We start from the raw sequence: 24,521 nt of genomic DNA, 5'->3' as shown, positions 1-24,521 counted from the left end.
CTCAGGCCAGCTTCCCCGTCACGGGTTTGGTGCTCGTGCCGGGCTTGCGAAACACCAACACGTTACCCAGCATGACCAGTACCAGGCCCACGAGCGCCGGGGGCGTCCATTGGTAGCCTTCGGCGAACGCCGAGACATTCAGCGCCACCACCGGAAACAGAACGGTGCAATAGGCTGCGCGCTCGGGCCCCATGCGTCCGACCAGGGTCAGGTACGCAGTGAAACCGATGACCGAACCGGGAATCACCAGGTACAACAGCGAGCCGATGTAGCGAGCGTTCCATTCCATGTCGAACGGGATCTCCTTGACCAGGCACCACACCGACAACATCGCCGCGCCATAGGCCATGCCCCAGGCATTGGTCGTCAGCGGCTTGAGCCCGGCCTTTTGTTGCAGGCTCGACAGCATGTTCCCCGCCGAGAAACACAGGGTGCCGCACAGGGCCAGGCCAAGGCCAAGCAAGGTTTGCGGGCTGGCGGTGTGACCCGCCAGCTCGGGCCAGAACAGCAGGCCCAGACCAAGCAAGCCCAACGCGCCACCCATCAGCACATTGCGAGCGATTTTCTGAGCGAAGAACACCCGTGCATTCAGCGCATTCCATAGCGTGGCCGTGGAAAACACCACGGCGACCAGGCCGCTGGGTATCCACTGACTGGCGGTCAGGAAACACATGAAGTTGACGCAGAACAGGCACAACCCCTGCGCCAGGCAAATCACGTGCCCGCGGCGGTTCATCACTTGCAGGCGGCGACTGAGCAGCAAAATCCCGAACAGCACCAGCGCCGCCAAGCCAAAGCGATAGACAATGGACACGGGAATCGCCACCACGCCCAGTTGCCATTTCAGGGCGATCCAGGTGGTGCCCCAGATCAGCACGGTCAGCAGGTACAACGAAAGGTTCATGGCAAAGGCTCCTTGATAGGCGACCAGTGTCCTGCGCCGCGTTGCGTCGCACTTGCATAATCTTGCGCTTTTGTCAGGCGACGGGCTGGCAGGCGAAGGCCTACGGAGTAGGATGCAAGGCGTTGGAGAGAAACGATCATGCCCGCACTGGAATCCCTGCAAGTGTTTCAAGCCCTCAACCGCTCGCCCAATGCTCGCCTGGAGCATAGCGCCGAGCTCGGTGACGGATTGGCAGCAGCCTTGTGGAACAACCATCACGATGCCCAGGACTACGAAGCGCCGAGCCACCATACGCTGTCCTGCTACATCGCTGGCGGTACCGGGACCTTCCGGCGGGACCAGCCCGGCACCAAGGGCGGTCCGGACAAGCTGTGCATCCTGCCGGCCGACCATCAGTCAGGCTGGGTGATCAATGGCGACATTCGCCTGGCACACCTGTATTTCAGCCCCGAACAATTTGCCCTCGGCTGCGTCACCCTGCTCGATCGCGAGCCACGGCAACTGCAGTTGCGTGAGCAAACTTTTCTGGATGACCCACAACAGGCGTTGCGCTTTCGGCACTTGATCAGCCTCAAATGGGACGAACCGGGAGAACGTCTGCTCACCAGCAGCCTGGCCCATGAAATGCTCGCCCACGCCCTGCTCAGCCAGGTCAGCGTGCGTCCCGACTTGCGCCTCAAGGGTGGCCTGGCCGCGCATCAGCGAAGGCACCTTGTGGAGTTCATCGACAGTCAATTGGCCGAAGCCATCAGCCTGGGGCAGTTGGCGGCATTGTGCGCGCTGTCGGAATATCACTTTGCGCGGATGTTCCGTGAGAGTTTCGGCTTGCCACCCCACCAGTATGTACTGGCGCGGCGCCTCAACCGGGCGCGGGATTTGCTGCGCACTACCTTGCAGCCATTGGGGGAGATTGCAATGGCGTGCGGATTTTCCAGTGCCAGTCATTTCACCAATCGTTTCAGGCAGGCGCTAGGTGGAACGCCGGGAGAATATCGGCAGGCGTTTTTACGATAAATAAGGGAAAGTTCGATTACTTTCGATTCAAAAATCAATCCTGTTTATTTCGAAATACAGCAAACATAACGAAACCCTGGTATTTCTGACAGTATCCACTCAACACTCGGACAAGTAATACTCCTCTCTCACCAAGGAGTTTTATATCATGTCCAAAACAACCTGTAACACTGAAGCGACCACCCTCAACAGCGAATTCGATGGAGCTAAATCCGAAGGCTCCGCAACGATCAACGTTGCAAGCTACGGTAAAGACTTCTCTTTTACGAATGTCTACACCCGGCAGGATACCTCCCTGTTTGAAATTTTCGCCACCAACGACGACCAGTCCTACGGACTGACACTTAAACTCCAAAAGGAGTTTGATGAGAGCGAAGATTCTCTGCGCGTCATAAACCAAATGCAGTTTTTGGCAAGACAACACAATGGTTCTCACGACGTTTATTCTTTCGTCCACGACAAGATTGGCCGGATTTCCATAAAGTTATCTGATGATGGAAGCATTAAAGAAATTGACTTTAAGCTCAACCTGAAACTCGGCGTCAACGGACCGCTGGATTGGTCCACAGGGCAAATCAAACTCAATAGTAAATAACGCTTCCCCGCCCACCTCACCGTCCTTGCCAGCAGCACGACAAGGACGGTTTGCTTCAGGAACAAAACACCGCCCCCTCGTCAAAACTCCAAGGTGCTCGACAACGTCACCTGCCGCGAATCCCCCATCGACACAAAGAACCGGCTCGCCGCCGAGGTGTAGTACGTGCGGTCAAACAGGTTTTTCACGTTGAGTTGAAACTTGACCCGCTGCCCATCGAGTTGGGTGTCATAGGTGGCGAACGCGTCGGCGACGGTGTAGCTCGGCAGGTCGAAATCATTCACGGCATTGCCCGCTCGTTCGCCGACATAGCGTGCTCCAGCGCCAACCCGCAGCTGATCGCCACCGACAATCGTGCCGAAGTCATAGACCGCCGACAGTGAGCCACTATTCTTCGCGACGTTCTGCAGCTGTTTACCTTTGTAGACCGGGTCCTGCGTCACTTCGGCATCGGTGTAGGCATAACTGCCGATCATGCTCCAGCGGTCGCTGAGCTGGCCGCTCAAGTCCACTTCCAGGCCACGGGAACGCACTTCACCGGCCGCACTGTAGAGGGTCACCGGGCCTTCGGCGTTAGCCACCAGGACGTTGCGCTTCTTGATGTCGAACAATGCAAGGTTGCCCGTTACGCGGCCCGGCATTTCCAGCCTGGCCCCCACTTCCCACGACTTGGCTTCTTCCGGCGCGATGCTGCCGTCGAGCACGGTGCTGCTGCCGCTCAGTGGGGCAATGGTCGAGTTGGGTTTGAACGATTCGGTGTAGCTGCCATAGAAGGACAGTTCATTGGTATAGCGGTAGACCAGGCCGGCGCGCGGCACCCATTTTTGCCCATTGCTGTCGGTGTTGGCCTTGAACGGCACGCCTTTGCCGGCGTACTGGTCGTACTCCTGGAAACGTCCGCCAGCCACCAGGATCCATTGGTCTGTGAGGTGGATCGAGTCCTGCAAATACACCGAATCGCTACGCAGGATATCGGTCTGCGCACTGTCGGCCGGGCTGACTGTGGTGCCGGGGACTTCGCGGCCGTATACCGGGTCGAGGTAGCTGAAGGTTGTCAGGCTTTTCTGACGGATCAGGTCGGCGCGGTAGATCTTGCGGTATTCGTCATCGACCCCGAGCACCAGGTCATGTTGCATGCCGGCTACGTCGATCTTGCCTTCGAGGCTCGCAGTCGTGAAACGGTCCGTACTCATAGCGTTCTGCGTGCCGTCCATGTTGCGTGAGAGCGTGCCGTTGCGGGTATCGATGGCGGTCACACGCACCTGGCTGGCGTCATAGGTCTCACGATTCCAGCTGTAGCCGAAATGGGCTTTCCAGTTGTCGTTGAGGTCGTGATCGGCCTGGAAGTGATACAGGTCGGAGCGCCCTTCCATGTTGTTGAACGGTTCGTCGAGCCGGCGATCACGGGGGATGTTCAGCGGATGATTGTCACGCGGATCGATCACCGTGCCACGGTCGAACGGGGTCAGGAACTCCCGGTGTTCATAGGCGAACGTCAGTTGGGTGCTTTCACCAAACCAGGCCAGCGACGGCGCCACCAGCGTCTCGCGATGCACCCCGTAGTTGCGCCAGTAATCCTCGTCTTCGTGGTCCAACACCAGACGGTAGGCCAACCCGGACTCACCCAGGGCGCCCGTGCTGTCAAAGGTGCCGCCGCTGCCGTTCTTGTCCTCGCCATAAGTCGAACCACGCAGGGTCAGGGCATTGTAGGGATCAAGCTCCGGCTGCTTGCTGACCATGTTGACCACGCCGCCGGGATCCTGGATACCATAGAGCAGCGAGGCCGGGCCCTTGAGCACTTCGACCCGGTCCACTGTCGCGTTCAAGCCCCGCCCCTGCACCACCGGCATGCCGTCACGCATGATCGAACCGTTGCGGTTGTCGCCGAAACCGCGGGTCATCACCGAATCCTGGGTGCTGCCCAGCGTGTTGCCCTGGGTGATGCCGCTGACGTTCGCCAGCGCGTCATCCAGGTTACGCGGAGCCTGGTCGCGAATGACCTGGGCCGGGACGACGTTGACCGTCTGGGGAATTTCCTGAAGCGGCGTCGAGGAACGCATCACCGAGCTGGTGGGTGGCGGCTGGTAACTTGTGGACGGGTCCATCACCGAGGTGATGGTGGTAGCGCCCAGATTCAACGCGCCCTCGGTCGGTAGCGGTTCCAGGACCATGGTGTGGCCATCGATGCGCCGCGAGGTCAAGCCGCAACCGCCGAGCAACCGCTGCAGGGCCTGTTCTGCACTCAACTGCCCGTTGAGCGCCGGGGCAGTGAGGCCGTAAGGCGCTTCATCGGTATAGACCACGCTGATACCGGTGATGCGGCTGAAGTCGCTCAAGGCCTGGGGCAGTGGTTTGGCGACCATCGAAAAGCTGAACAGCGTGCTTTGCGGGGCGCCGGCCTGCGCGGCCATCGCCTCGTTCAGCGGCAGCAGCGCCAATGCCGCGAAGCTCAACGCAGACACACCCAACCATTGTTTGACCGAACCCGGTATTGCCCTGGACTTCATGACTCATGACCTGTGTAGAACCGCAACGGATGCGAATGAATCGCAGTTTCAGTCACTACACGGATGGCATTCGGTTTTACCTCAGCAGAAAGTTGAAAATAATTATTCCAAGAAGGTGTGGTGTCAGATTGGCCCCTTCGCGAGCAGGCTCGCTCCCACACTTGGAATGCGTTCTCCTGCTCGCGAAGGGGCCAATCGTCTCAGCGCAAAATAATCAGGTGCCCCAGAACCTGGTGTTGCTCAAACCCCAACACCCCCCGCAATGAACTCAACACCGCTTGTGGGTCCTTGCTCGCAAAGCTGCCGCTGATCTGCCGCTGCGCCAATTCATCATTGAGCACCACGATCCTCCCCGGGTAATAACGGCGCAAATCCTCGACCACATCAGCCAGCGGCGCCTTGTAGTAGGTGAGCCATCCCTGGCGCCATGCCAGCTGAGCTTCACTGTCCACCACGTGCAGTTGTTCCGCGGAGCCTCTGCCGTAGGCCACTTGCTGGCCGGCCGTCAGGACTTGCTGATGCGCGTTCTTGTCTGCCGTCACGCCAACCCGGCCAGACAACACCGTCACCTGCGCCCCATGAGGTTGCAGTCGCACTTCGAACTGGGTGCCGAGTACCCGCGCCTGGCCCTTCTCGGCGTCGACCACAAACGGCTCGCCGGCATGGGTCACGCGGAAAAATCCGGCACCGCGGCGCACTTGCACATGCCGCTCACCGCCCCTGAAATCCACGGCAATCGCACTGTCGGCGTCAAGGGTGACCTGCGATTGATCGGCCAGGGTGACGGTGCGGATCTCCCCCGGCGCCGAGACGTAATCGGCACCCAGGTCGTCGACCCAGCGCAACGGCTGCCAACCGCCGCCGAGGCCGATCATCAGCAGCAGGCAAGCCGCCATGGCCAGCGCGCCCGACCAGCGCCGCACGCTGCTGCGGCGTGAGCGATTCATCGCGTTGAGGTACCCCTGCAAGGCCAGCGCGTCCTCATCGGCGAGCCTGCGCGCCGGCACTTCACTCAACTCCCACAACACTTGCGCACGGGCATAAGCCTGCGCATGCGCGGGGTCGGCCTGCAACCATTGACTGAAGGTGGCTTGGTCACCGCTGCTAGGCTGGTCATGCAACAGACTTAACCAGGCCAGCGCTTGCTGTTCCTGAGCGGGCGTCGGCATGACGCGTTCGATGCTGTTCACTGTGCATTCCCTGGCGTACGCGGCTCGGACTCGCGCAGGCTGGCCTTGCAGGCCTCGAGCGCGCGCATCATATGTTTTTCCACGGCACTCTGGGACAGGCCCATGGCCTTGGCGATCTCGGCGTACTTGCGACCATGGATGCGGTTGAGCAAAAAGATCTGCCGCGTGCGTTCCGGTAACGCGCGTAACGCTGCTTCGACGTGGCGCAGATCGTTGCCTGCCTCCAGTGCCGCTTGCGGCTCGCCGCCCATACAGTGCGCCGATTCGGCCATCAAACCTTCGTTGGCCCGCACCCGCGTGCCTTCGCTGCGCAAGTGGTCGATGGCGATGTTGCTGGCGCTGCGCAGCAGATAGGTGCTGAGTTCTTCAACTTGCACCAAGGGGCGTCGCCAAAACCGTACGAACAAGTCTTGCACCAGGTCCGCCGCCGTCGCTCGACAACCCACGCGACGGCTCACCAACGCTTCCATTTGCGCACGCTGGGAGAGAAATACCTGGAGAAAATGCGCACGGTCGCCGCGTGGTTCGCGGTGCTCGATCTCGGGAGATTCGGGAGTAGTCATCGATTCAATACTGCGCCATAGCGGCAATCGGGCTGGCCCACAACCGGGTGTGTGATCAGCGAGGCGCAATACTAATGATAAATATTCTCATACGCAAAACTAGATGAATGAACCTGAATAGCAAATATCAGAGCGCCCAACTCGCCGAGTGCGACGGTTCGCTGGATCCTTTGGCCACAAAACTAAACGGGCCTGCATTGCAGGCCCGTTTTCATTGGGAGGGTCAATCAGGCATCAAGCGTTTTGCGCAGCCTGTTCGTTTTCAAGAAACTCTTCTTCCAGCAGCTTGTCGGCGTGAGGCCGGCGCTCGAAGGGCACCACGGCAGCGCGTGGTTTGCCGCGCAGTTTGCCGAACAGGTGTTCAAGGGCGTGTTCGAGTTTCTCGGCAGCTCCGTCGATCGCCAGTTCCAGGCTGGCGGCTTTATGGGTGACAGAAATCGGTTGGTGGCCTTTTGGCCGCGCTTCCAGCTGGCAGCGCAAATCATGGGGACCCGGCTTGTCGCCGTTCTCGTCCCGCAGGTGAACCTCGACGCGGGTCAGGTCCTCCTCATAACGTTCGAGCGTGCTCTCAATGGTGGTTCGTACCCACTCCTCCAGTCGGATGCTGCTTTGAATATGGTTATCGCTATTGACTTGGATTTGCATAGTTCATCCCTTATTTCAGCTAGCTCGCGAGAGGCCGGTCAGCTAAGCCCTTGGGCGTCATCACCGTGACCTCTTACTTACACAATCGGTCTGTACGATGAACAATTCAACCCCTAAAAAAAGATAAATATCTAATCGCAAAAAAAGCCGGACAACCGGCAAAAGCGCTGTTAAGGTCGGGAGTTGGGTCGCCCCTCTCCTACGAAATAATTGCTCACATCTGCCGCTCCCCCAGCGGGTGCAGGCCGCGAAAAATCGCCGCCTCCTCCACCAGCCAGTCATGTACCGCCCGCACGCCCGGATGGCTCAGCGCCCCCGGCGCGTAGAGCACCATGTAGCGCTTGTGATTGGGCACCGCCAGGCCGAACGGTACGATCAATGCGCCCCGCTCCAGCTCGTCATTGAGCAGCGTACGCCGTGCAATCGCCACGCCCATCCCGGCGATGGCCGCTTCGATGGTCAGGTGATTGCGATTGAAAGTATGCCCGCGCCGCACGTCGGCACCTTCAAAGCCGATGGCATCGAGATAGAACTCCCATTCCGCGTATTCATAGCTGCCGCGCCAGGCAGTAATGTCATGCAGCAACGGAAAATGCAGCAGGTCCGCCGGGCCATGCAACGGCGGACGCCCGCGTAACAGGCCCGGGGCACACACCGGGAAAATCTGCTCATCGAGCAAGGCTGTGGATAACAATCCGGGGTAGCTGCCGTCATTCAGATCGATGGCCAGGTCGAAATCGCCTTCGTGCAACGGTACGCTGCTGTCTTCGGCGACCAGGCGTAGCTGGATGTCCGGGAAGCGCTGCTGCAAGCGTGGCAGGCGCGGCGTAAGCCATTTGCTCAGGAAAGAAGGGATCGAACGCACCCGCAGTGTGCCGCTGATCATCCCCGCGTCCAGCCGGCGCAGTTCGGCATCGATGCTGCCGTAGGCCTCGTTGACCGTAATGGCCAGTCGCTGGCCTTCGGCGCTCAGCTCTACGCCCCGGGCACGCCGGTGAAACAGTCGAAAACCAAGGCGCTCCTCCAGCTGTCGGATCTGCTGGCTGACCGCCCCCGGCGTGATGTGCAGTTCTTCAGCGCAACGGGTGAACGACAGGTGCCGCGCGGCACAGGAAAACACCTGTAGCCAGACGTAAGTCTGGGCGTGTAATTGGCGGCTCATTGTTTAGTCCTGCTAAAGGCTGTCTTAGGAAGTTTCGTTGGTCACGTCGGACCGAGAGAGGCAGTATCGCTGAAAGTGCGCTTGTCCTACAAAAATGGCAGCGATTCATCTTCCATTGCAGGAATAGGCTTTAGCATGGCTATCAGTGTTTTCGATCTCTTCAAAGTTGGCATCGGTCCGTCCAGCTCCCATACGGTCGGCCCCATGCGTGCTGCCGCGACCTTCGCCCAGGCGCTGGTAGACCAGGGTTCAGTGACTGACGTACGGCGAGTGGAAATCCGCTTGTACGGCTCCCTGTCGGCGACCGGTGTCGGTCATGCCACCGACCGAGCTTGCGTCATGGGCTTGATGGGCGAATGGCCTGACCGTATCGACCCCTCCACCATCGACAGCCGGATCCATACCCTGCGTGAAACCGGCGAGTTGTTGCTGGCAGGCCAGGTGAGCATTGCCTTCGACTGGTCGCGCGATCTGCTGCTGCTCGACGAGAGCTTGCCCTACCACCCCAACGCCATGTCCCTGACCGCCTTCGGCGAAACCGGCGAACTGTTCGAACAGACGTACTACTCGGTCGGTGGTGGGTTCATCATCGAGGCGGCAGAAGCCGAGTCCGGGCTCTCCCCTACCCGCGACGAGGTTTTGCCCTACGACTTTTCCAGTGCCGTCGAGCTGCTCAAGCTCTGCAACCAGCACGGTCTGCGTGTCAGCGAGTTGATGATGGCCAACGAACGGGCCTGGCGCAGTGACGAAGAAATACGCCAGGGCTTGCTGCATATCTGGTCGGTGATGCGCGAATGCGTCGAGCAGGGGCTGGAGCACGAAGGCATCCTCCCCGGTGGCCTGAACGTGCCGCGACGTGCGGCGAAATTGCACCGCAGCCTGTTGGAAATCGGCAAGCCGAACGTCATCACGTCGACCCTGTCGGCCATGGAATGGGTGAACCTTTTCGCCCTCGCCGTGAACGAAGAAAACGCCGCCGGCGGTCGCATGGTGACAGCACCGACCAACGGTGCAGCGGGGATCATTCCGGCGGTGCTGCACTACTACATGAAATTCAACCCCGACGCGTCGGACGATGACGTCGTGGCGTTCTTTTTGGGCGCCGCCGCCGTCGGCATCCTGTGCAAGAAAAACGCCTCGATCTCTGGTGCCGAAGTCGGTTGTCAGGGCGAGGTCGGCTCTGCCTGCGCCATGGCCGCCGCCGGCCTGGCAGAAGTCCTCGGCGCCACGCCGGAGCAATTGGAAAACGCCGCCGAGATCGGCCTTGAACACAACCTCGGCCTGACCTGCGACCCGGTCGGCGGGCTGGTGCAAGTGCCGTGTATCGAACGCAACGCAATTGCTGCCGTAAAGGCAATCAACGCCACGCAAATGGCCCTGCGTGGCGACGGCAAACACTTCATCTCCCTGGACCGGGTGATCCGCACCATGCGCGACACCGGTGCCGACATGCACGACAAATACAAGGAGACATCCCGAGGCGGCCTGGCGGTGAACTGGGTAGAGTGCTGACCGGTTTGGTGGCATGCAGGCGCAAATTGCCCTGAAACGGGCAGCCCCCTATAGGAGCGAGCCTGCTCGCGATGGATGTCCGGACACCGCTGGCATTCAGACTGCCATCGTCATCGTTGGCGACCATCGCGAGCAGGATCGCTCCTACAGATGGTGTTTGCTGCCTGACAAAGTTTCCGGCATGCCCTTTGCTACATCCCGTTTGGAACATTGATGGCGATATTGACGAGAGAATGGCCGATGGTCCGGTGTTGCGAACCAACCCGATCACGGCCGGTCAACAACTGCACGTTCAATCAAGCGGTGACGCATCATGGACAACCCTTTCCAGCTCATTACCGATGCTTTTGCAGCGGACTATCAGATCAACCTGAGCATTCAGGGTCTTGATGGCAGCATCATGCTGACCCTGTCCAACAATGGCCGCGTAGTCGCAAAGCGCATGATCAGTGCCGAGCAACGCAACGATCCACAACGGCTCAAGCGTCTGGTGCAAAGCATCCAGTTCGGCATCGCCATCGAACAGGGGCACAGTGCGGTGGCGATTCTCGAAGCCATGACCGATGGCGGCACGCACAGCCTGCCGCCACCCTCGATAAAAAATCGCCCGCGCCCGGCCATCAGGCTTTAAAGCTCGCCCTTCTCCACTTCCGGATGTTCGCCCGAGCCCGCACCTGTCTTACGGTGCGGATGCTCGATCTTCACTGAAGGAAATTGCGAGGAGGCGTAGCGCACCACCAGGATCGCAAACGCCAGCAACAGGATCCCACCGCACAGGTAGATGATCCCCAGGTCGGGTGGATTGTGATGGGACACGTTTGAAATCAGCAGCCGCGTGAGCGCCGTGATCGCCACGTAGATCAGGAAACGCACCGGCATGTGATTGGTCTTGAAGTAAATCCCGACCATCGCTCCCAGTTCCAGGTAGATGAACAGCAGCAGGATGTCGTCGATCTTGATATGCCCCTGCTCGAGCATCCCGAGAAACTCCATCACCGCAGCCCACGCGGTCACCGCACCAATGGCAAACAGCGCCAGGTAGTGGAAAGTTTCGACGAACAGGTTGCCCAGTGACTCGGCCAGTTCATGCACGTTCTGCCGCAGCTTTTCGGCCCAGTTGATTTTCACGATGATGCTTCCTTAGGTCGACTCGACCGGATAATGCAGGTTGGACGTGACGGTTGTTCTGCATGCAGAAACAAGGCCACGACCATGATGGCGAGACGCCTTGGATTCTGCTCCGTGACGTTTGGTCGCAGCTATCTTTACCCAGCTACCAATACCCGACGCCTGACAAATCCCGAAACCGACCTACATTAAAAAGCCACTACCCAAATCCGAGAGATTCGCTTATCCTTTGCTGTATATAGATACAGTAGTCGAATCAGACTAATAAATTTGAAGGCATGTGAGGTGGTGAATGGCCGTCGAAGTGGTATACCGCAGCAGCCGAGATCTGGAGCGCTTGTTCATGGATAAAGCCGAAGCCGATCGTCATGACAAAATGCTCGAGCTGGCCGAGTTGCTGGCTGACGTGTTGCAGAAAGCTGTTCCGTCCTTGACCGAACAGCAAGTTGAAGAAGTCGGGATCTACATGGCGAAAAACCGCGACGTGTTCGCCAAGGCGTTCAAGAGCCAGCCGGACGCCTTGTCCGAACTGCTCACAGCGCCAGCGCAAGTCGTAGAGCCGGTTAAAGAAGTAGTGCCTGTTGAAGAGGCAATCGCTGAGCCGGTGGCCCCGACGAAGCCTGCCAAAGCCGCGAAAACCCCAAAGTAGGCAGCCCCCGTAAGAGCTGCCACAGGCTGCGATCTTTTGATCTTTTTATCGATACAGCACTTTCTCCGCCAACTCGTCTGCCACTCGAGCCGGAGAGCGTTTTTCCGCTTGGGCGTGTGCGAAGACTTCGGTGAGCCGCGAGCTGATTTTCGACAGGTGCGCGGTGATGGTCCCCAAGTCTTCACCACGATGCTTGAGCGAAACATAGATCAATCCGCCGGCATTGATCACGTAGTCGGGCGCATACAGGATGCCCCGCCTTTCCAGCTGATCGGCGACGTCCAGATGGGTCAGTTGATTGTTCGCCGAACCGGCCACTGCCGAGCAGCGTAGTTGCGTCACGCTGTGGCTGTTCAGCACCCCACCCAGACCGCACGGCGCGAGAATGTCGCAAGGTGTGCTTAGCAATGCGTCGTTGGCAATCGGGTGCGCGCCGAGTTGCTCCATCGCCAGTTGTACCTTGCCGTGGTCGATGTCGCTGACCAGCAGCTCGGCGCCAGCGGCGTGCAACTGCTCTGCCAGGGAAAAACCGACGTTGCCCAGACCCTGGATGGCTACGCGCAAGCCTTCAAGGTTATCGCTGCCCAACCGTGCCATCGCAGTGGCGCGTATACCGGCAAACACACCCATCGCCGCATGCGGCGCGGGGTCGCCCGCCGATGTGGTGCTGGTGACGTGTTGCGTCTGCTGGGCGATGCAATCCATGTCCGCCACTGAGGTACCGCTGTCGATGGCGGTGATGTAGCGCCCGTCGAGCTGATTGATACAGCGCCCGAAGGCTTCGAACAGCGCAGCGCGATCGGCCACGTGAACGGGGCGAATGATCACCGCCACGCCGCCGCCCTGGGCCAGGCCGGCCAAGGCCGCCTTGTAGCTCATGCCTTGGGCAAGGCGCACCGCATCCTCGACTGCAGACTCGTCGCTGGGATAGGCAAGATAACGGCAACCGCCCAGAGCAGGCCCCAAACGGCTGTTATGAATGGCAATCACCGCCTTCAACCCGGTGGCCGGGTCGACGCTCAGATGCAGCGATTCAAGGCGAGTGCTTTGCATGAGAGCGAACATCGTAAGGCTCCCGAATCACTTCTTGTAGTCGCCAGTATAGGCTTGCGCACAAAAATTGCAGAAGCGCACCGGCATAAGCAAAGGTGCCATGCTAGCTTTAGGAAATAACCGAAACGGCTCCCTGTGCGGTACTGGACGAATGGCAAAGACCGGTCTAAAACGAGGCATAGCCCGGAGATTTTCATGACGCCGCGCCAATCGTTTTTCGCCTGCCTGCAACGATCACCGCCTGCGCTGTTCGAGGCGGCGCTGTGGATTGCCGTCGAACATGACAATCAGGTGAACCCCGAAACAGTGTTGGCGCACTTCAAGGAACTGCAACTGCGCGTCAGTGGCAGCTTGCCAATGCTGCCAGTGAGCGAGTTGGCGCAACCGCTGCTCAGGCGCATGGTCGAGTTGGGGTTCGCCCAGGATGACTTCGCCCCCTTGCGCCCGCAAGTGGCATTGCTCGATAAGGTCCTGGAGCGTCGCCGCGGGCAGCCATTAGCCTTGGCGATGATAGCCCTCGAACTGGCCAGAGGCCTGGAGATTCCGTTGGTCGGCGTCAATTTCCCGGGGCATTTCCTGCTGCGGGTGCCAGGTGCCGACCATCTGCTCGACCCCTGCGGCGGCCGGCGCCTTTATCCCAACGATTGCCGGGAGCTGCTGCATCGCCAGTATGGCCCGAACATGCAACTTAACGCTGAGCACCTGGTCACGTCCACACCCGCGCAAATGCTTCAACGCCTGTCACGCAATCTGCGCCAGCTGCATCTCTCCCATGACGATTACATTGGCGCCTTGATCGACGCCGAACGCGTGCTGGAACTGGGCAACGCCAACGCCTCCGACTATCTGGCCAGGGCCAGCCTGTACCAACGGCTGGACTGCCCGAATGCCGAGCGCTTCGACCTGGAACATGCACTGCTGCTCAGCGACGATCCGATCCAGCGGATTCGCCTGACCGAGCGACTGGGGCATTTGCCGCCTAATTCCATCGTCCACTGAACCCTGGTGTATCTATCGCACCGCGTCATCGTTTTTCGCGGGCAAGCCTCGCTCCTAAGGGCGAACCAGGCGCTGCGGTGTGTCGCGGGCGAGTCCATCCAATTACGGGTATATGCGACACATCAAGGCGTGTCGGGCTGGTTCGCCGGATGTGCCTTGATGAACGCCGGATGGTTGGCCACCAATGCCGCTACCCGGCGGATTCGCGGATAAGCCTCAAGGGAAATGTTGAAGCGCTCGGCGGCATACAACTGTGGAATCAAGTACACATCCGCCAACCCGGGCTGGGAGCCAAAGCAGTAACCCTCATCACCAATCAGTTGCTCCACGGTCGCCAGCCCCTGGCTGATCCAGTGCGCAATCCACTCAACAACCTGCGGTTCATCAAAGCCCAACTGACGCAGCCGATTGAGTACGCTGACATTGTGCAGCGGATGCACATCGCAGCCGATCAGCGCTGCCACGCCGCGCTCATGGGCGCGGGCAACCAGATCCTTCGACAATAGCGGTACCTGTGGATAACGCTCTTCCAGGTACTCGATGATCGCCGGCGACTGAATCAGCAGCTCGCCTTCGTCGGTGCGCAAGGCCGGCACGCGGCCTTGCGGATTGATGGCCAGGTACGCTGGCTGGCGATGCTCCCCACCCGGTGGCGCAATCAGGTTGATTGGCAGCGCCTGGTAATCCAGGCCCTTGAGCGCCAACGCGATGCGCACCCGATAGGACGAAGTGGAGCGGTAGTAGGTATAGAGTTCCATGAACCGATCCCTTAGCGCGCTGGCAGCACTTTGCCGCGACATTCGCCGAAACCGATGGACGCAAACCCTTCGCGGCTGCAGCGGCCACGCAGGATGATTTCGTCGCCGTCCTCGAGGAATTTACGCACTTCGCCCGAGGCCAGTTCGATCGGCGTCTTACCGCCTTCAGTGATCTCCAGCAGACTGCCGAACTGACCGCTTTGAGGACCGGACAAGGTGCCTGAACCGAACAGATCACCGGCCTGCAACTGGCAGCCATTGACGCTGTGATGCGCCACCATTTGCGCCACGGTCCAGTACATGTGTTTCGAGTTGCTCAGGGTCAGGCGATGGGCCGGCAGGTTCTGCTCGCGCATGGCTTCGGTGAGCAGCAGGACTTCCAGTTCGATGTCGAATGCGCCGGCGGCTTGATCGCGTTTATCGAACAGGTACGGCAGCGGTTGTGGATCGCCTTCCGGACGTGCCGGCTGTGCGAGGCGGAACGGTTCCAGCGCTTCGGCCGTCACGACCCACGGAGAAATACTGGTGATGAAACTCTTCGACAGGAATGGCCCCAACGGCTGGTATTCCCAAGCCTGGATGTCACGTGCCGACCAGTCATTGAGCAGGCAGAAACCGGCGATGTGATCAGCGGCGTCACCAATGGCGATGGAGTCGCCCATGTCGTTGCCTGGGCCGATCCAGATCCCCAGCTCCAACTCATAATCCAGGCGTGCACAGGGGCCGAACGACGGCTCGGTCTGGCCGGCCGGCAGGGTCTGGCCTTTAGGTCGGCGCACGTCGGTGCCCGACGGGCGAATGGTCGAGGCGCGACCGTGATAGCCGATTGGTACGTACTTGTAGTTGGGCAGCAACGGATTGTCCGGACGGAACAGTTTGCCAACGTTCTGTGCGTGCTCGATGCCGACATAGAAGTCGGTGTAATCGTTGATTTTCGCGGGCAGATGCATCTGGCAGTCGGCAGCCAGTGGCAGCAGTTTGGCGCCCTGGGCCTCGATCTTGCCGCGCAGGGAGCTCCCCTCCTTGAGCATTTCGATCAAACGTTCACGCAGGGCCACGCGCGCTTCACGGCCTAGCTCGAAGAGCGCATTCAGTTGACCGCCACGGGTGGCTTCGACCGCGGCTTTTGCAGCGCCATCGAACAGATCGGCATCGAGTGCCGCCTGCAGATCGAAGATATGCTCGCCGATGGCCACGCCACTGCGCGGTGCCGAACCTTTCACGCTGAACACGCCCAGCGGCAGGTTTTGCAGCGGGAAATCCGCGTGGCCGTTGGCCGAAGCAACCCAGCTGCGAGTCAGGGAAGTTTGCGTCATGGGTTATCTCCGGGTCGGGTCGAAAGTGGCTGGGAAAGTAGCCCAGCAGGCATCGTAGTTGTCTTGCAGTTGCGGGCATTCAAGGGCGAACTTACTCGGGCGCAGCACTTGGCTGGTCTCGAACATGAAGGCCATGGTGTTGTCGATTTTCGAAGGTTTCAGGTCGACGTTGATCGCTTTGGTGCAGGTCTCACCATCTGGCCCATGAGCGCTCATGCAGCTGTGCAGAGAAGCGCCGCCGGGCACGAAACCTTCGGCCTTGGCGTCGTATTCGCCCTGGATCAGGCCCATGAACTCGTTCATCAGGTTGCGGTGGAACCACGGTGGCCGGAAGGTTTTCTCAGCGACCATCCAGCGTGGCGGAAAGATCACGAAATCGAGGTTGGCCAAGCCGTGGACGCTGGTCGGCGAGGTCAGCACCGTGAAGATCGAAGGGTCCGGGTGGTCGAAGCTGACCGAGCCGATGGTGTTGAAACGGCGCAGGTCATATTTATAAGGCACGTTGTTACCGTGCCAGGCGACCACGTTCAACGGTGAGTGGTCGAGCTCGCAACCCCACAACTGGCCAAGGAACTTCTGCACCAGCGTCGTGGGCTGTTGACGGTTTTCGTAGCAAGCCACCGGCGTCAGGAAGTCACGCGGATTCGCCAGGCCGTTGCTGCCGATCGGCCCCAGATCCGGCAGGCGCAACGGCGCACCGTGGTTCTCGGCGATGTAACCGCGCGCTTGCGGGTCGAGTAGTTCGATGCGCCATTTCAGCCCGCGAGGTAATACCGCAATTTCCAGCGGCTCCACTTCCAGCACGCCCAGTTCGGTGGCGATGCGCAGACGGCCCTGTTGCGGCACCAGCAGCATTTCGCCGTCGGCATTGAAGAACACGCGCTCCATGGAGCGGTTGGCGCGGTACTGGTAGATGCTGATCCCCGACGGTTTATCCGCGCCAGAGTTGGCCGCCATGCTCACCAGGCCGTCGATGAAATCGGTTGGCTCGGCGGGAATGTCCAACGCGTTCCAGCGCAGGCGATTGGGTGTCACTTCACCCAATGGGCCGCCGGCCAGTTGTCGATCGAGTTTGACGAATGCCGGGTGGTTGGCCGAAGGCTGGATGCGGTACATCCACGTACGCCGCGCTTCACTGCGAGCCATGGTGAATGCGGTACCGGAGAACAGCTCAGTGTAAAGGCCGTAAGGCGCTTTTTGCGGGGAGTTCTGACCGACAGGCAATGCGCCGGGCAATGCCTCACTGCAAAATTCGTTGCCAAAGCCTGACTGATAGGCCAGTGCTGGCGTCGTTGAATCGGAGTTCATGGAGCCTCCTGAACAGGGCGTCGACAGTGGCCGGTCGCTCTGTTGCAGAGTTCGTGGCACGTCGGGGTTATTTTTATCGTAATTCAATTACGCTTAACGTAATTTGATTGGGATTGACCGTCAAGCTATAAAGACGCCCATTCGTCCCGGGATCTCAACGCCTCCATGGAAAAGCCAGACAGCAACGGTAAACAGAAAGTCCGCTCGGCCGAGGTGGGTACTGACATCCTCAAGGCCCTGGCCGAGTTGTCGCCCTCCACTTCGCTCTCGCGCCTGGCCGAGCACGTGCAAATGCCGGCGAGCAAGGTTCACCGCTACTTACAGGCGCTGATCGCCAGCGGTTTTGCCGAACAGAATGCGGCGACCAATCACTACGGGCTGGGCCGCGAAGCCCTGCGCGTCGGATTGGCGGCCCTCAACAGTATGGACGTGCTGAAAGTCGCCGCCCTGCCGTTGGCCGAGTTGCGCGACGACTTGAACGAAACCTGCTTCGTGGCGGTGTGGGGCAACCAGGGCGCGACCGTGGTGCATATCGAACCGGCGGTGCGTGCCGTAACGGTGGTGACGCAGTTGGGATCGGTGTTGCCGTTGCTCAGCTCCTCCACGGGCCTGGTGTTTGGCGCGTACCTGCCCAAGCGTGAAACCGTGGAATTGCGTGAGCAGGAACTGCTGTCAGCCGGCCCTCACACCCTCAGCGACGATCACGTCTATGAAACGCTATGTGGGCAGATCCGCGAGCGCGGCCTGCATCATGTGCACGGTTTGCTGATGCCGGGCGTCGATGCCTTGTCGGCGCCGGTGTTCAACGCCGTCGGCCACGTGGCGGCAGTCATTACCATTGTCGGCCCGACATCGTTGTTCCATGCCGACGAAAACGGCCCGGCGGCCCAGCGCTTGCTGGCAGCGACACGCGCCGTGAGCTGGCGGATGGGGTATGAACCGACCACTGCCGTCGGCTAGGGGCATCCCGATCTTTTGCTCGCCAGCAGCCGGCTCGGTGTACCTCCCGCTACGGGCTTCAATCCACAATGCCCAATGCTTTCGCCTTGGCCACGGCTTGCGTCCTGCGCTCCACATTCAACTTGCCGTTGATCCGTCGCGCGTGGGTCTTGACCGTATGCAGGGAAATGAACAGCAGATCGGCAATCTGTTGATTGGAGTTGCCATGTGCCACTAATCGCAGCACCTGTATTTCACGCTGGCTCAGCGGGTTATCGGCGGCTGCCGACACCTGGTGTTCATCGCGCGATTCGGTCAGGCCAATGGCTTGCGGCAGCTGTGGCTGACGCAACTGCAAATCGCGCAGGGCCTGTTGCAGGTTGCACCGTTCAACCAATGCCAGTCCTTGCGCCAGTGATTGCCGGGCAACATCCGGTTCGCCTTTGAGCCAGGCGACTTCTGCCAGTGCCAGTTGCAATTGCGCTTGCAGGGACAGCATGCCCCGCTGCCTGGCCCGTTGCAGCTGGGCTTCAAGCTGCTCCAGAGGGGTCTGCGCCTGCCCCAGGTAAACCTCGGCCAGGACACGCAGATACTCCAGGCCATCAATCAGTTCCAGGGTTGCCGGTGGAGCCTGGCGTGCGCAGGGGCCTTGATAATGGCGCAGCACCCGTATCAGGGCCTCATGAGCCAGTGGCGCGCGCCCTTGTTGCAGCCAGAACTGGATACTGGTGTGCAGCAAGACACTGCGATACACCGTTTCGGGAATCCGCCGTTGCTGCATCATCCGCTCGGCGTCACGCAGCAGGTCGAAAGCCTGAGCGTAATCCAGGCGATTGGCCGCCAGTTGCGCCAGCCCCAGAAAACCATACAGCGCTCGTTTGTCCTGGCTGCGCAGGCAGATCTGCAGGCCGCTCTCGAAGTATGTGGCAGCCTGTTGCGCCCGGCCCAGGCTCAAGTTCAATCGGCCACGACGCAGGGCGATCCGTCCCAACAAGGGTTCGGCGTTCGCACGCTGCTGGCAAAGCAGGCTGTGCATGTTGGCGAGCAGGTCATCAGCCCTGCAGGCCGCGCCCCGCTGCTCGAGCAATTGGGCGTGATCGAGCTCCAGCAACCCTTCGAATACCAGTGAACCTTGCGCCCGGGCCAGGCACAACGCTTCGCGATTAAGCGCCTGTGCGACGTCGAGTTCGCCCCGCAGCAAGGCCTGTTGCGTCAAGCCGGACAGGCATATCAGCCGGACCGGCCAACATTCGAGGTCAAGCTCGCCAAGCGCCTGGTGAAAGTGTGCCTGTGATGCGTCCATGCGCCCTTGCAAATGCAACAACCAGCCTTGTTGAGCCTGCCAACGCGCGATCAATTGCCGTTGAAGGGATGCCGACGGCTGGGGCGTGAATCGGGACAGTTGCTCGATACACTCGGCCGCCTGCTCGAAGCGCCCGGCAAACAACAAGGCAGCGGTGATCAGCCCGACCAGTTGCGGCGAGCCGAACATCAGTTCCTCGCCTTGTTGCTCGTGCAGGCGCAGCAGCAGGACCACGGTCTGCTCTTCGAACAGTTGCTCGAAACTGAAATGCTGCAACAGGCTGACCGCAACCTCGAATTCTTGCGCCAGCAACGCCTGTTCGAACGCGGCCTTCCAGTCCTGTTCGGCGACGAACCACTGACAGGCACGACGATGCCAGAAGCGCCCGGCCGGCCAAGGTTCATCGCGCATCAACCGGCTCAGGGGAGCGAAAATCTGCAACCAGTCCGTCGAGTCTTGCCAGGGTTCGATGAAACAGCCCAGCTCCTGCAACGCACTCAGGTATTGCGCGCCTTCGCCGGCGCCGAACAGGTGATCGCTGAGCCGGGCATTGAACCGCGGCAACAGCGCCAGCACCCGCCAGGCCTCGGCGAGCTCGGGTGTCAGGCTGGCGAAGAGCTCATGCTCCAGGTAGTCGTGCAGGGTATCCGGTCGACCGTTGAGGGCGTCTTGACGTGTCCAGTCGCATTTTTGCAGCAACGCAATCCGCACCCCGGCGCACCAGCCGCCACTGCGCCGGAATATCCTCTCGGCACCTTTTGCGGCCTGGGCCGGCTCCAGGTGATGCAACAGTTTTTCGATTTCACCTTGATCGAACGCCAGCGCAGATCGCTCGCCATCGTACAGTTCATCACCCAGCAGCAGCCGTGGCCAATTGCATTGCGGACGCCGCCGACCGCTCAGCCACCAGGTCACCATCGGACTGCTGCCGGCCAGCAGCCGGTCGAGCAGCAGGTCCAGCTGCGGGTGAGGTACCCGGCAATAATCATCGATAAACAGCCAGGTCGCTTTCTCTAAACGAGCCAGGTGCTCCAGCAATCCGGACTCATCCGTCGCTGCCAGTCCCAGCGCCTGGGCCAGGCGCCGGCAAAAACCACCCACACTGATCGCCTCACCCGCCAATGGCAGCCAGGCGACCTGACACGCTGCCGGCGCGTTCAGCATGCACTCGACGAGCAGCGCACTCTTGCCACTGCCGGCCGGAGCACAGAGCAATTTCACCCGCGCCGTCGAGGCCAGCAAGGGTTCGACCAGACGCCCGCGATACAAGTGATGGGCAGACAATCGAGGCAAAAGTCCAGGACGGTCCGGGCACGTCGTCATGGCAGTCATAGTGGTGAGCCTTTGTTATTGTTGTGGCGCCACCCTAGCCCTCTGTTGAGCGCTTGTTGAAGAAGTATTCAACACACTTATCGAACCCTATAAAAAAGGTGACCGCGAGGTCACCTTTTTGTGTAACTGCTGTAGGAAACTTACCTCACGCCTGTACTCCGTAATGCCGCAGGTGTGTAGTCCCCAGCCTTGGCAGCGATGTTGAATTCGAAGCTGCGTTTCTCCTCATTCTTCATCCCCAAGGCGATGTAGCGACCGGCAATCAGGTCGTACAGCGCTTCGACGGTATAGGCCGGGACCTGATGATCGTAGTAGAACTGCGCGTGTCCTTCGGCCACCCGCCAGAGCTGGCCACGACCGTCGTAATGATCAGCCAGGGCCACCTGCCAGGTGTCTTCGTCGATGTACATGTGACGCTTGGCATACACATGCCGCTCATTGGGCTTGACCGTGGCAACGACCTCCCAGACCCGATGCAACTCATAACGGGTCAGGTCCTGGTTGATGTGCCCGGCCTTGATCACATCCGTGTACTTGAGGTCGGGCGAGTCAAGTTTGTAGCTGTTGTAGGGTATGTACATCTCTTTCTTGCCGATCAGTTTCCAGTCATAACGATCCGGCGCGCCGGAAAACATGTCGAAGTTGTCGGTGGTGCGCAAACCGTCGGAAGAGGTGCCCACACCGTCGTAGGCCACTTGCGGCGCCCGTCGAACACGGCGCTGGCCGGCGTTATAGATCCAGGCCTTGCGCGGTTCCTGAACCTGGTCGAGGGTTTCGTGAACCAGCAGTACGTTGCCCGCCAGACGGGCCGGCGCGGTCACTTCCTGCTTGAAATAGTTGAGGACGTTTTCATCGCTGCCCGGCTTGAGGTCACCCAGCAGCGATGGCACCGCCACTTCGTCCTTGAAGCGGATGACGGTGAAATCACCGTTGGACTGGGGCGTGGCCTGGGTAATGGTGCGACGCAGGTTACCGCCGTGATAACGGGTGATGTGGTTCCAGATCACTTCGACGCCGTTCTTCGGAATCGGAAAGGCGTAGTAGCGATTTCCGGTGAAATTGGCCAGGCCATTGCCGTCATTGGTCGGTGTCACATTCAGGGCGCTGCGCTTGGCCGCTTCATACACTTGCGGTGGCAGCGCTGCCGTGCGATGGCTCGGATAGACCGGGATCCGGTAGGTCTCGGGGTAGCGCTTGAACATGGCGACCTGGCCATCGGACAGCTTGTCCTTGTACTGCTCGACCGTCGCCGCAGTGATGATGAACAACGGTTTTTCATTGGCGAACGGATCGGCCAGGAAGCCTTTGCTGTCCACCGCACCGGCATTTTTTGGAATGCCGCCGGTCCAGGGTGGAATCGAGCCAGCGGCATTACCGGCCTTCTCCGCGCCCAGCGGTGTCAGGCTGGTACCGAGTTTGTTCGCTTCCTCAGCCGATACTGCCGCCATCACGTTGACGGCCAGCAGACTCAGGGCCAGGGCAGTGCCCAATTGCAGAATCATCTTGCGCATCGAATTCATCCTCTTTCAGCCAGGTCAGAAGTTCACGCCAAAGCTCAACGCCACGAAATCGCGGTCTTCGAGCACGTTGTAGTCACCCCCGAAGAAGTCGGTGTAACTGAGGCTTGCGGTATAGGTGTTGCGGTAGTCCGCATCGACGCCGAGGCTGACGGCCTTGGCACCTTCGTTGAACAGCCCGTTGGGGCCGTACCCGGCGACGTCGTGGGACCACGACAGGTTGGGCCGGAAATTGATCCCGGCGATCACGTTGTTGTAATCGAGGATGGCGCGGGCGCGATAACCCCATGACGTCGAGGTCACGAAACCATCGGTATCGCCGCCGAAACCGTACTGCCCGTACACCGAGTCCCGGCCATAGCGCAACTTGCGGCGCGACTCCAGGCCACCAACGTGCACCACCGCGGCTTCACCCACCAGGGTCAGGCGATCCGCGCCTGCGACCTGATCGACAAAGTGCGTCAGGGTGCTCTGGACCTGGGTCACTTCCTTGCGACGGTAGCCTTTGTTATCGGCACCAGGCGAGGTCGCAATCGGCGATGCGGCGCCACCGGCGATCGGGTTGAGCATCGCCAGGGTCAGGTCGTTGGTATTGACCTGCACCGGCGCGTTGGGGCGATAGCTGATCTCGCCGGTCCAGGCCGTGCCGGTGGGCAAGGTGGTGGAGAAGCTTGCGCCATACAGGCGAATGTCTTCCGGGTACTCGAGGTAATACTGGCCGCGACCGAGCATCACGCTTTGCGCCAGGCCCGAACCGCTACCGGGAGCGATACGGTTGGCGGTCGCGACGATGCCCGGGATGCTCGCCAGCGTGGACAGGCCGGCCGTGGTGGTACCGACGTTGGGCGTGCGGCTGTGATAGTTCATGAAATACAGACCGTACTCGGTGTCGTCCCCCAGCCAGCGCAACGCCGTGCCCCACTGCCCGGAATCCCGGGCATCGCGGTCCTGGCCTCGAGGAACGACAACCCCTTCGCGGGTCACCTCGAAGCCCTGGCCAAAGGCGGCGGCAATCGGCTGCAAGGGCGCGATAGCCGGGCTGGCCACGGTGTAGCCCTTGTTGCAACCATCGGCCACCACGTCGACGCCGAAGAAGGTGCCGCAGTTGTCGACGACGGTCTGGTCCCATTCCAGTTGATAGAAGCCTTCCACCGTCAACTTGTCGGTCAGGCCTTGGGAGGCGAACAGCATGTTGACCGGAATCAGCCCCTCCTTGATCTCGGCACCGGGACGGCGGAAAGCGGACACGTCGACCGGGTTGATGCTGTTGATCGAGTTGCCGATGAAGGTGCTTTCACCCCAACTGACCACCTGCTTACCGGCGCGCACCGTGCCCGGCAAGTCGGCGATGGAGTAGTTGTGATAGACGAAGGCATCGAGGATTTGCCCACCGGACGATTTGGAACCTTCCTTACGATTGTGATCGCTGATCGGCTTGAACGGCCGGTCTTCGTCCTTCAATTCGAAGTCGTACCAGTACTTGCCCCGGACGAACACACCGGTGTCGCCGTACTTGAGCTCGAGGTCGTGAATGCCCTTGAAGATCTTCGAGAAGGTTTCACCCTTCTTGAAATTCTGTCGCCCGTCGTCACCGGTCGACGCCTGCCCGCTGCCACCATTGACGATACCGACCAGCGCATCATCGGCATCGCGCATGCCCCAGCTCGCACCGACCGACAGCGAAGAGTCGAACGTGCCCTCGATTTCGCCAATGTTGAATGACAGAGCCTGCGCCTGGGCACAGCAGCCCAAGGCCACCGCAGCGGCCAGCGCCTGCGGAGTGAAGATGGCGCGCATTGTTGTTTTTGTCATGCGTCTTCCCCGGTGAGTGACAGAAGGCCACACCCTACTGCCGCACGCCGGGAGCGATAAGCGCACCAAGGAGGTATTCGTGGTGTCGCTCGAAAGGATGACTGGCTGCATGGCACGGGGGATCAGGCGGGGGCATAGATGCACTGGATGTGGCAGCATTACTTGGAAATATGGTCTAGGCTGCTGGCAGGCAGGACTGTTGCGCCAGCGGTAACGGTGCATCTCCCTGATCGCTATTTTTCCCTTGCCGGCAAAGACTTATTCTTGCCCTGCGCTTTGGGGACAACAGCCGCAAAGCGCGAAGCAACGGAAGGT

The 24,521-nt window shown here is 60.2% G+C and carries 20 protein-coding genes and 1 pseudogene; 7 read left to right on the top strand and 14 right to left on the bottom strand.

Annotation, left to right across the window (positions count from 1 at the left end; all coding sequences use genetic code 11):
* Position 1: 1 nt before the first annotated feature.
* A complete protein-coding gene (locus tag QLG10_RS17085; RefSeq protein ID WP_188264293.1) occupies positions 2-904 on the bottom strand; it encodes a DMT family transporter in 903 nt (300 codons plus the stop codon).
* A 138-nt stretch (positions 905-1,042) separates the two neighbouring features.
* Here QLG10_RS17085 and QLG10_RS17080 point away from each other — a divergent pair, with 138 nt between their 5' ends.
* A complete protein-coding gene (locus QLG10_RS17080) occupies positions 1,043-1,918 on the top strand; it encodes an AraC family transcriptional regulator (RefSeq protein ID WP_282487732.1) in 876 nt (291 codons plus the stop codon).
* Positions 1,919-2,066: 148 nt separating this feature from the next.
* The gene (locus tag QLG10_RS17075) at positions 2,067-2,513 is read left to right on the top strand and encodes a hypothetical protein (protein WP_110746899.1); all 447 of its coding nucleotides are present in this window, start codon (positions 2,067-2,069) and stop codon (positions 2,511-2,513) included.
* Between the two features lie 80 nt (positions 2,514-2,593).
* Here QLG10_RS17075 and QLG10_RS17070 read toward each other — a convergent pair whose 3' ends face one another.
* The 5 genes from QLG10_RS17070 to QLG10_RS17050 all read right to left on the bottom strand — a co-directional run bounded on the left by QLG10_RS17070 (position 2,594) and on the right by QLG10_RS17050 (position 8,580).
* Positions 2,594-5,020 carry a TonB-dependent receptor gene (locus tag QLG10_RS17070; RefSeq protein ID WP_282487731.1) on the bottom strand — a complete coding sequence of 809 codons (2,427 nt, stop codon included), beginning with the start codon at positions 5,018-5,020 and terminating at the stop codon, positions 2,594-2,596.
* A gap of 200 nt (positions 5,021-5,220) precedes the next feature.
* Entirely contained in the window at positions 5,221-6,210 is a 990-nt protein-coding gene (locus tag QLG10_RS17065) for a FecR family protein (protein ID WP_282487730.1), read from the bottom strand.
* Complete coding sequence (locus QLG10_RS17060; protein WP_110746894.1) at positions 6,207-6,773, bottom strand: RNA polymerase sigma factor; 567 nt, start codon at positions 6,771-6,773, stop codon at positions 6,207-6,209. The genes QLG10_RS17065 and QLG10_RS17060 overlap by 4 nt, the downstream gene beginning before the upstream one ends.
* 234 nt (positions 6,774-7,007) lie before the next feature.
* Positions 7,008-7,418: an HPF/RaiA family ribosome-associated protein gene (locus QLG10_RS17055; protein WP_008054445.1), complete on the bottom strand. Its 411-nt coding sequence runs from the start codon at positions 7,416-7,418 to the stop codon at positions 7,008-7,010.
* A gap of 214 nt (positions 7,419-7,632) precedes the next feature.
* Positions 7,633-8,580, bottom strand: coding sequence for a LysR substrate-binding domain-containing protein (locus QLG10_RS17050; protein WP_020796698.1), 948 nt, complete (start codon positions 8,578-8,580; stop codon positions 7,633-7,635).
* A gap of 135 nt (positions 8,581-8,715) precedes the next feature.
* Between QLG10_RS17050 and QLG10_RS17045 the strand changes: the two genes are divergently transcribed.
* Positions 8,716-10,092: an L-serine ammonia-lyase gene (locus QLG10_RS17045; protein ID WP_282487729.1), complete on the top strand. Its 1,377-nt coding sequence runs from the start codon at positions 8,716-8,718 to the stop codon at positions 10,090-10,092.
* 313 nt (positions 10,093-10,405) lie between these two features.
* A complete protein-coding gene (locus tag QLG10_RS17040; protein WP_020796696.1) occupies positions 10,406-10,723 on the top strand; it encodes a DUF3509 domain-containing protein in 318 nt (105 codons plus the stop codon).
* Here QLG10_RS17040 and QLG10_RS17035 read toward each other — a convergent pair.
* Positions 10,720-11,220 carry a phosphate-starvation-inducible PsiE family protein gene (locus QLG10_RS17035; protein ID WP_008054441.1) on the bottom strand — a complete coding sequence of 167 codons (501 nt, stop codon included), beginning with the start codon at positions 11,218-11,220 and terminating at the stop codon, positions 10,720-10,722. The two genes, QLG10_RS17040 and QLG10_RS17035, sit on opposite strands and share 4 nt — an antisense overlap.
* A 292-nt stretch (positions 11,221-11,512) precedes the next feature.
* Between QLG10_RS17035 and QLG10_RS17030 the strand changes: the two are divergent.
* A pseudogene (locus tag QLG10_RS17030) lies at positions 11,513-11,752 on the top strand (YebG family protein); the annotation flags it as partial.
* A 162-nt stretch (positions 11,753-11,914) separates the two neighbouring features.
* Here QLG10_RS17030 and QLG10_RS17025 read toward each other — a convergent pair.
* A complete protein-coding gene (locus QLG10_RS17025; RefSeq protein WP_110746885.1) occupies positions 11,915-12,934 on the bottom strand; it encodes a Glu/Leu/Phe/Val dehydrogenase dimerization domain-containing protein in 1,020 nt (339 codons plus the stop codon).
* A gap of 183 nt (positions 12,935-13,117) precedes the next feature.
* On the opposite strand from QLG10_RS17025, the gene QLG10_RS17020 reads away from it, so the two are divergent.
* On the top strand, positions 13,118-13,921 hold the full coding sequence (locus tag QLG10_RS17020; RefSeq protein ID WP_282487728.1) for a transglutaminase family protein: 804 nt from the start codon (positions 13,118-13,120) through the stop codon (positions 13,919-13,921).
* Between the two features lie 122 nt (positions 13,922-14,043).
* On the opposite strand, the gene maiA is transcribed toward QLG10_RS17020, so the two are convergent.
* Genes maiA through hmgA form a run of 3 tightly spaced genes read right to left on the bottom strand, consistent with a single transcriptional unit; the run spans position 14,044 to position 17,303 of the window.
* Positions 14,044-14,679, bottom strand: a complete 636-nt coding sequence (gene maiA, locus QLG10_RS17015) for a maleylacetoacetate isomerase (RefSeq protein ID WP_248678036.1) — start codon at positions 14,677-14,679, stop codon at positions 14,044-14,046.
* An 11-nt stretch (positions 14,680-14,690) separates the two neighbouring features.
* Positions 14,691-15,995, bottom strand: a complete 1,305-nt coding sequence (gene fahA, locus QLG10_RS17010) for a fumarylacetoacetase (RefSeq protein ID WP_248678037.1) — start codon at positions 15,993-15,995, stop codon at positions 14,691-14,693.
* Positions 15,996-15,998: 3 nt separating this feature from the next.
* Positions 15,999-17,303, bottom strand: coding sequence for a homogentisate 1,2-dioxygenase (gene hmgA, locus QLG10_RS17005; RefSeq protein ID WP_282487727.1), 1,305 nt, complete (start codon positions 17,301-17,303; stop codon positions 15,999-16,001).
* Positions 17,304-17,468: 165 nt separating this feature from the next.
* On the opposite strand from hmgA, the gene QLG10_RS17000 reads away from it, so the two are divergent.
* Entirely contained in the window at positions 17,469-18,263 is a 795-nt protein-coding gene (locus tag QLG10_RS17000; protein ID WP_110746875.1) for an IclR family transcriptional regulator, read from the top strand.
* 58 nt (positions 18,264-18,321) lie between these two features.
* On the opposite strand, the gene QLG10_RS16995 is transcribed toward QLG10_RS17000, so the two are convergent.
* The 3 genes from QLG10_RS16995 to QLG10_RS16985 all read right to left on the bottom strand — a co-directional run bounded on the left by QLG10_RS16995 (position 18,322) and on the right by QLG10_RS16985 (position 24,206).
* On the bottom strand, positions 18,322-20,877 hold the full coding sequence (locus QLG10_RS16995; RefSeq protein ID WP_110746873.1) for a LuxR C-terminal-related transcriptional regulator: 2,556 nt from the start codon (positions 20,875-20,877) through the stop codon (positions 18,322-18,324).
* Between the two features lie 140 nt (positions 20,878-21,017).
* Positions 21,018-22,388, bottom strand: a complete 1,371-nt coding sequence (locus QLG10_RS16990; protein ID WP_110746872.1) for a DUF1329 domain-containing protein — start codon at positions 22,386-22,388, stop codon at positions 21,018-21,020.
* 24 nt (positions 22,389-22,412) lie between these two features.
* The gene (locus QLG10_RS16985; protein ID WP_110746870.1) at positions 22,413-24,206 is read right to left on the bottom strand and encodes a DUF1302 domain-containing protein; all 1,794 of its coding nucleotides are present in this window, start codon (positions 24,204-24,206) and stop codon (positions 22,413-22,415) included.
* Between the last annotated feature and the right edge of the window lie 315 nt (positions 24,207-24,521).

This window comes from Pseudomonas sp. V98_8, from assembly GCF_029967975.1.
In the GTDB taxonomy this organism is placed as follows: domain Bacteria; phylum Pseudomonadota; class Gammaproteobacteria; order Pseudomonadales; family Pseudomonadaceae; genus Aquipseudomonas; species Aquipseudomonas umsongensis.
The sequence above is the reverse complement of the archived record's forward strand: the minus strand, read 5'-3'. Positions and strand labels throughout refer to the sequence as shown.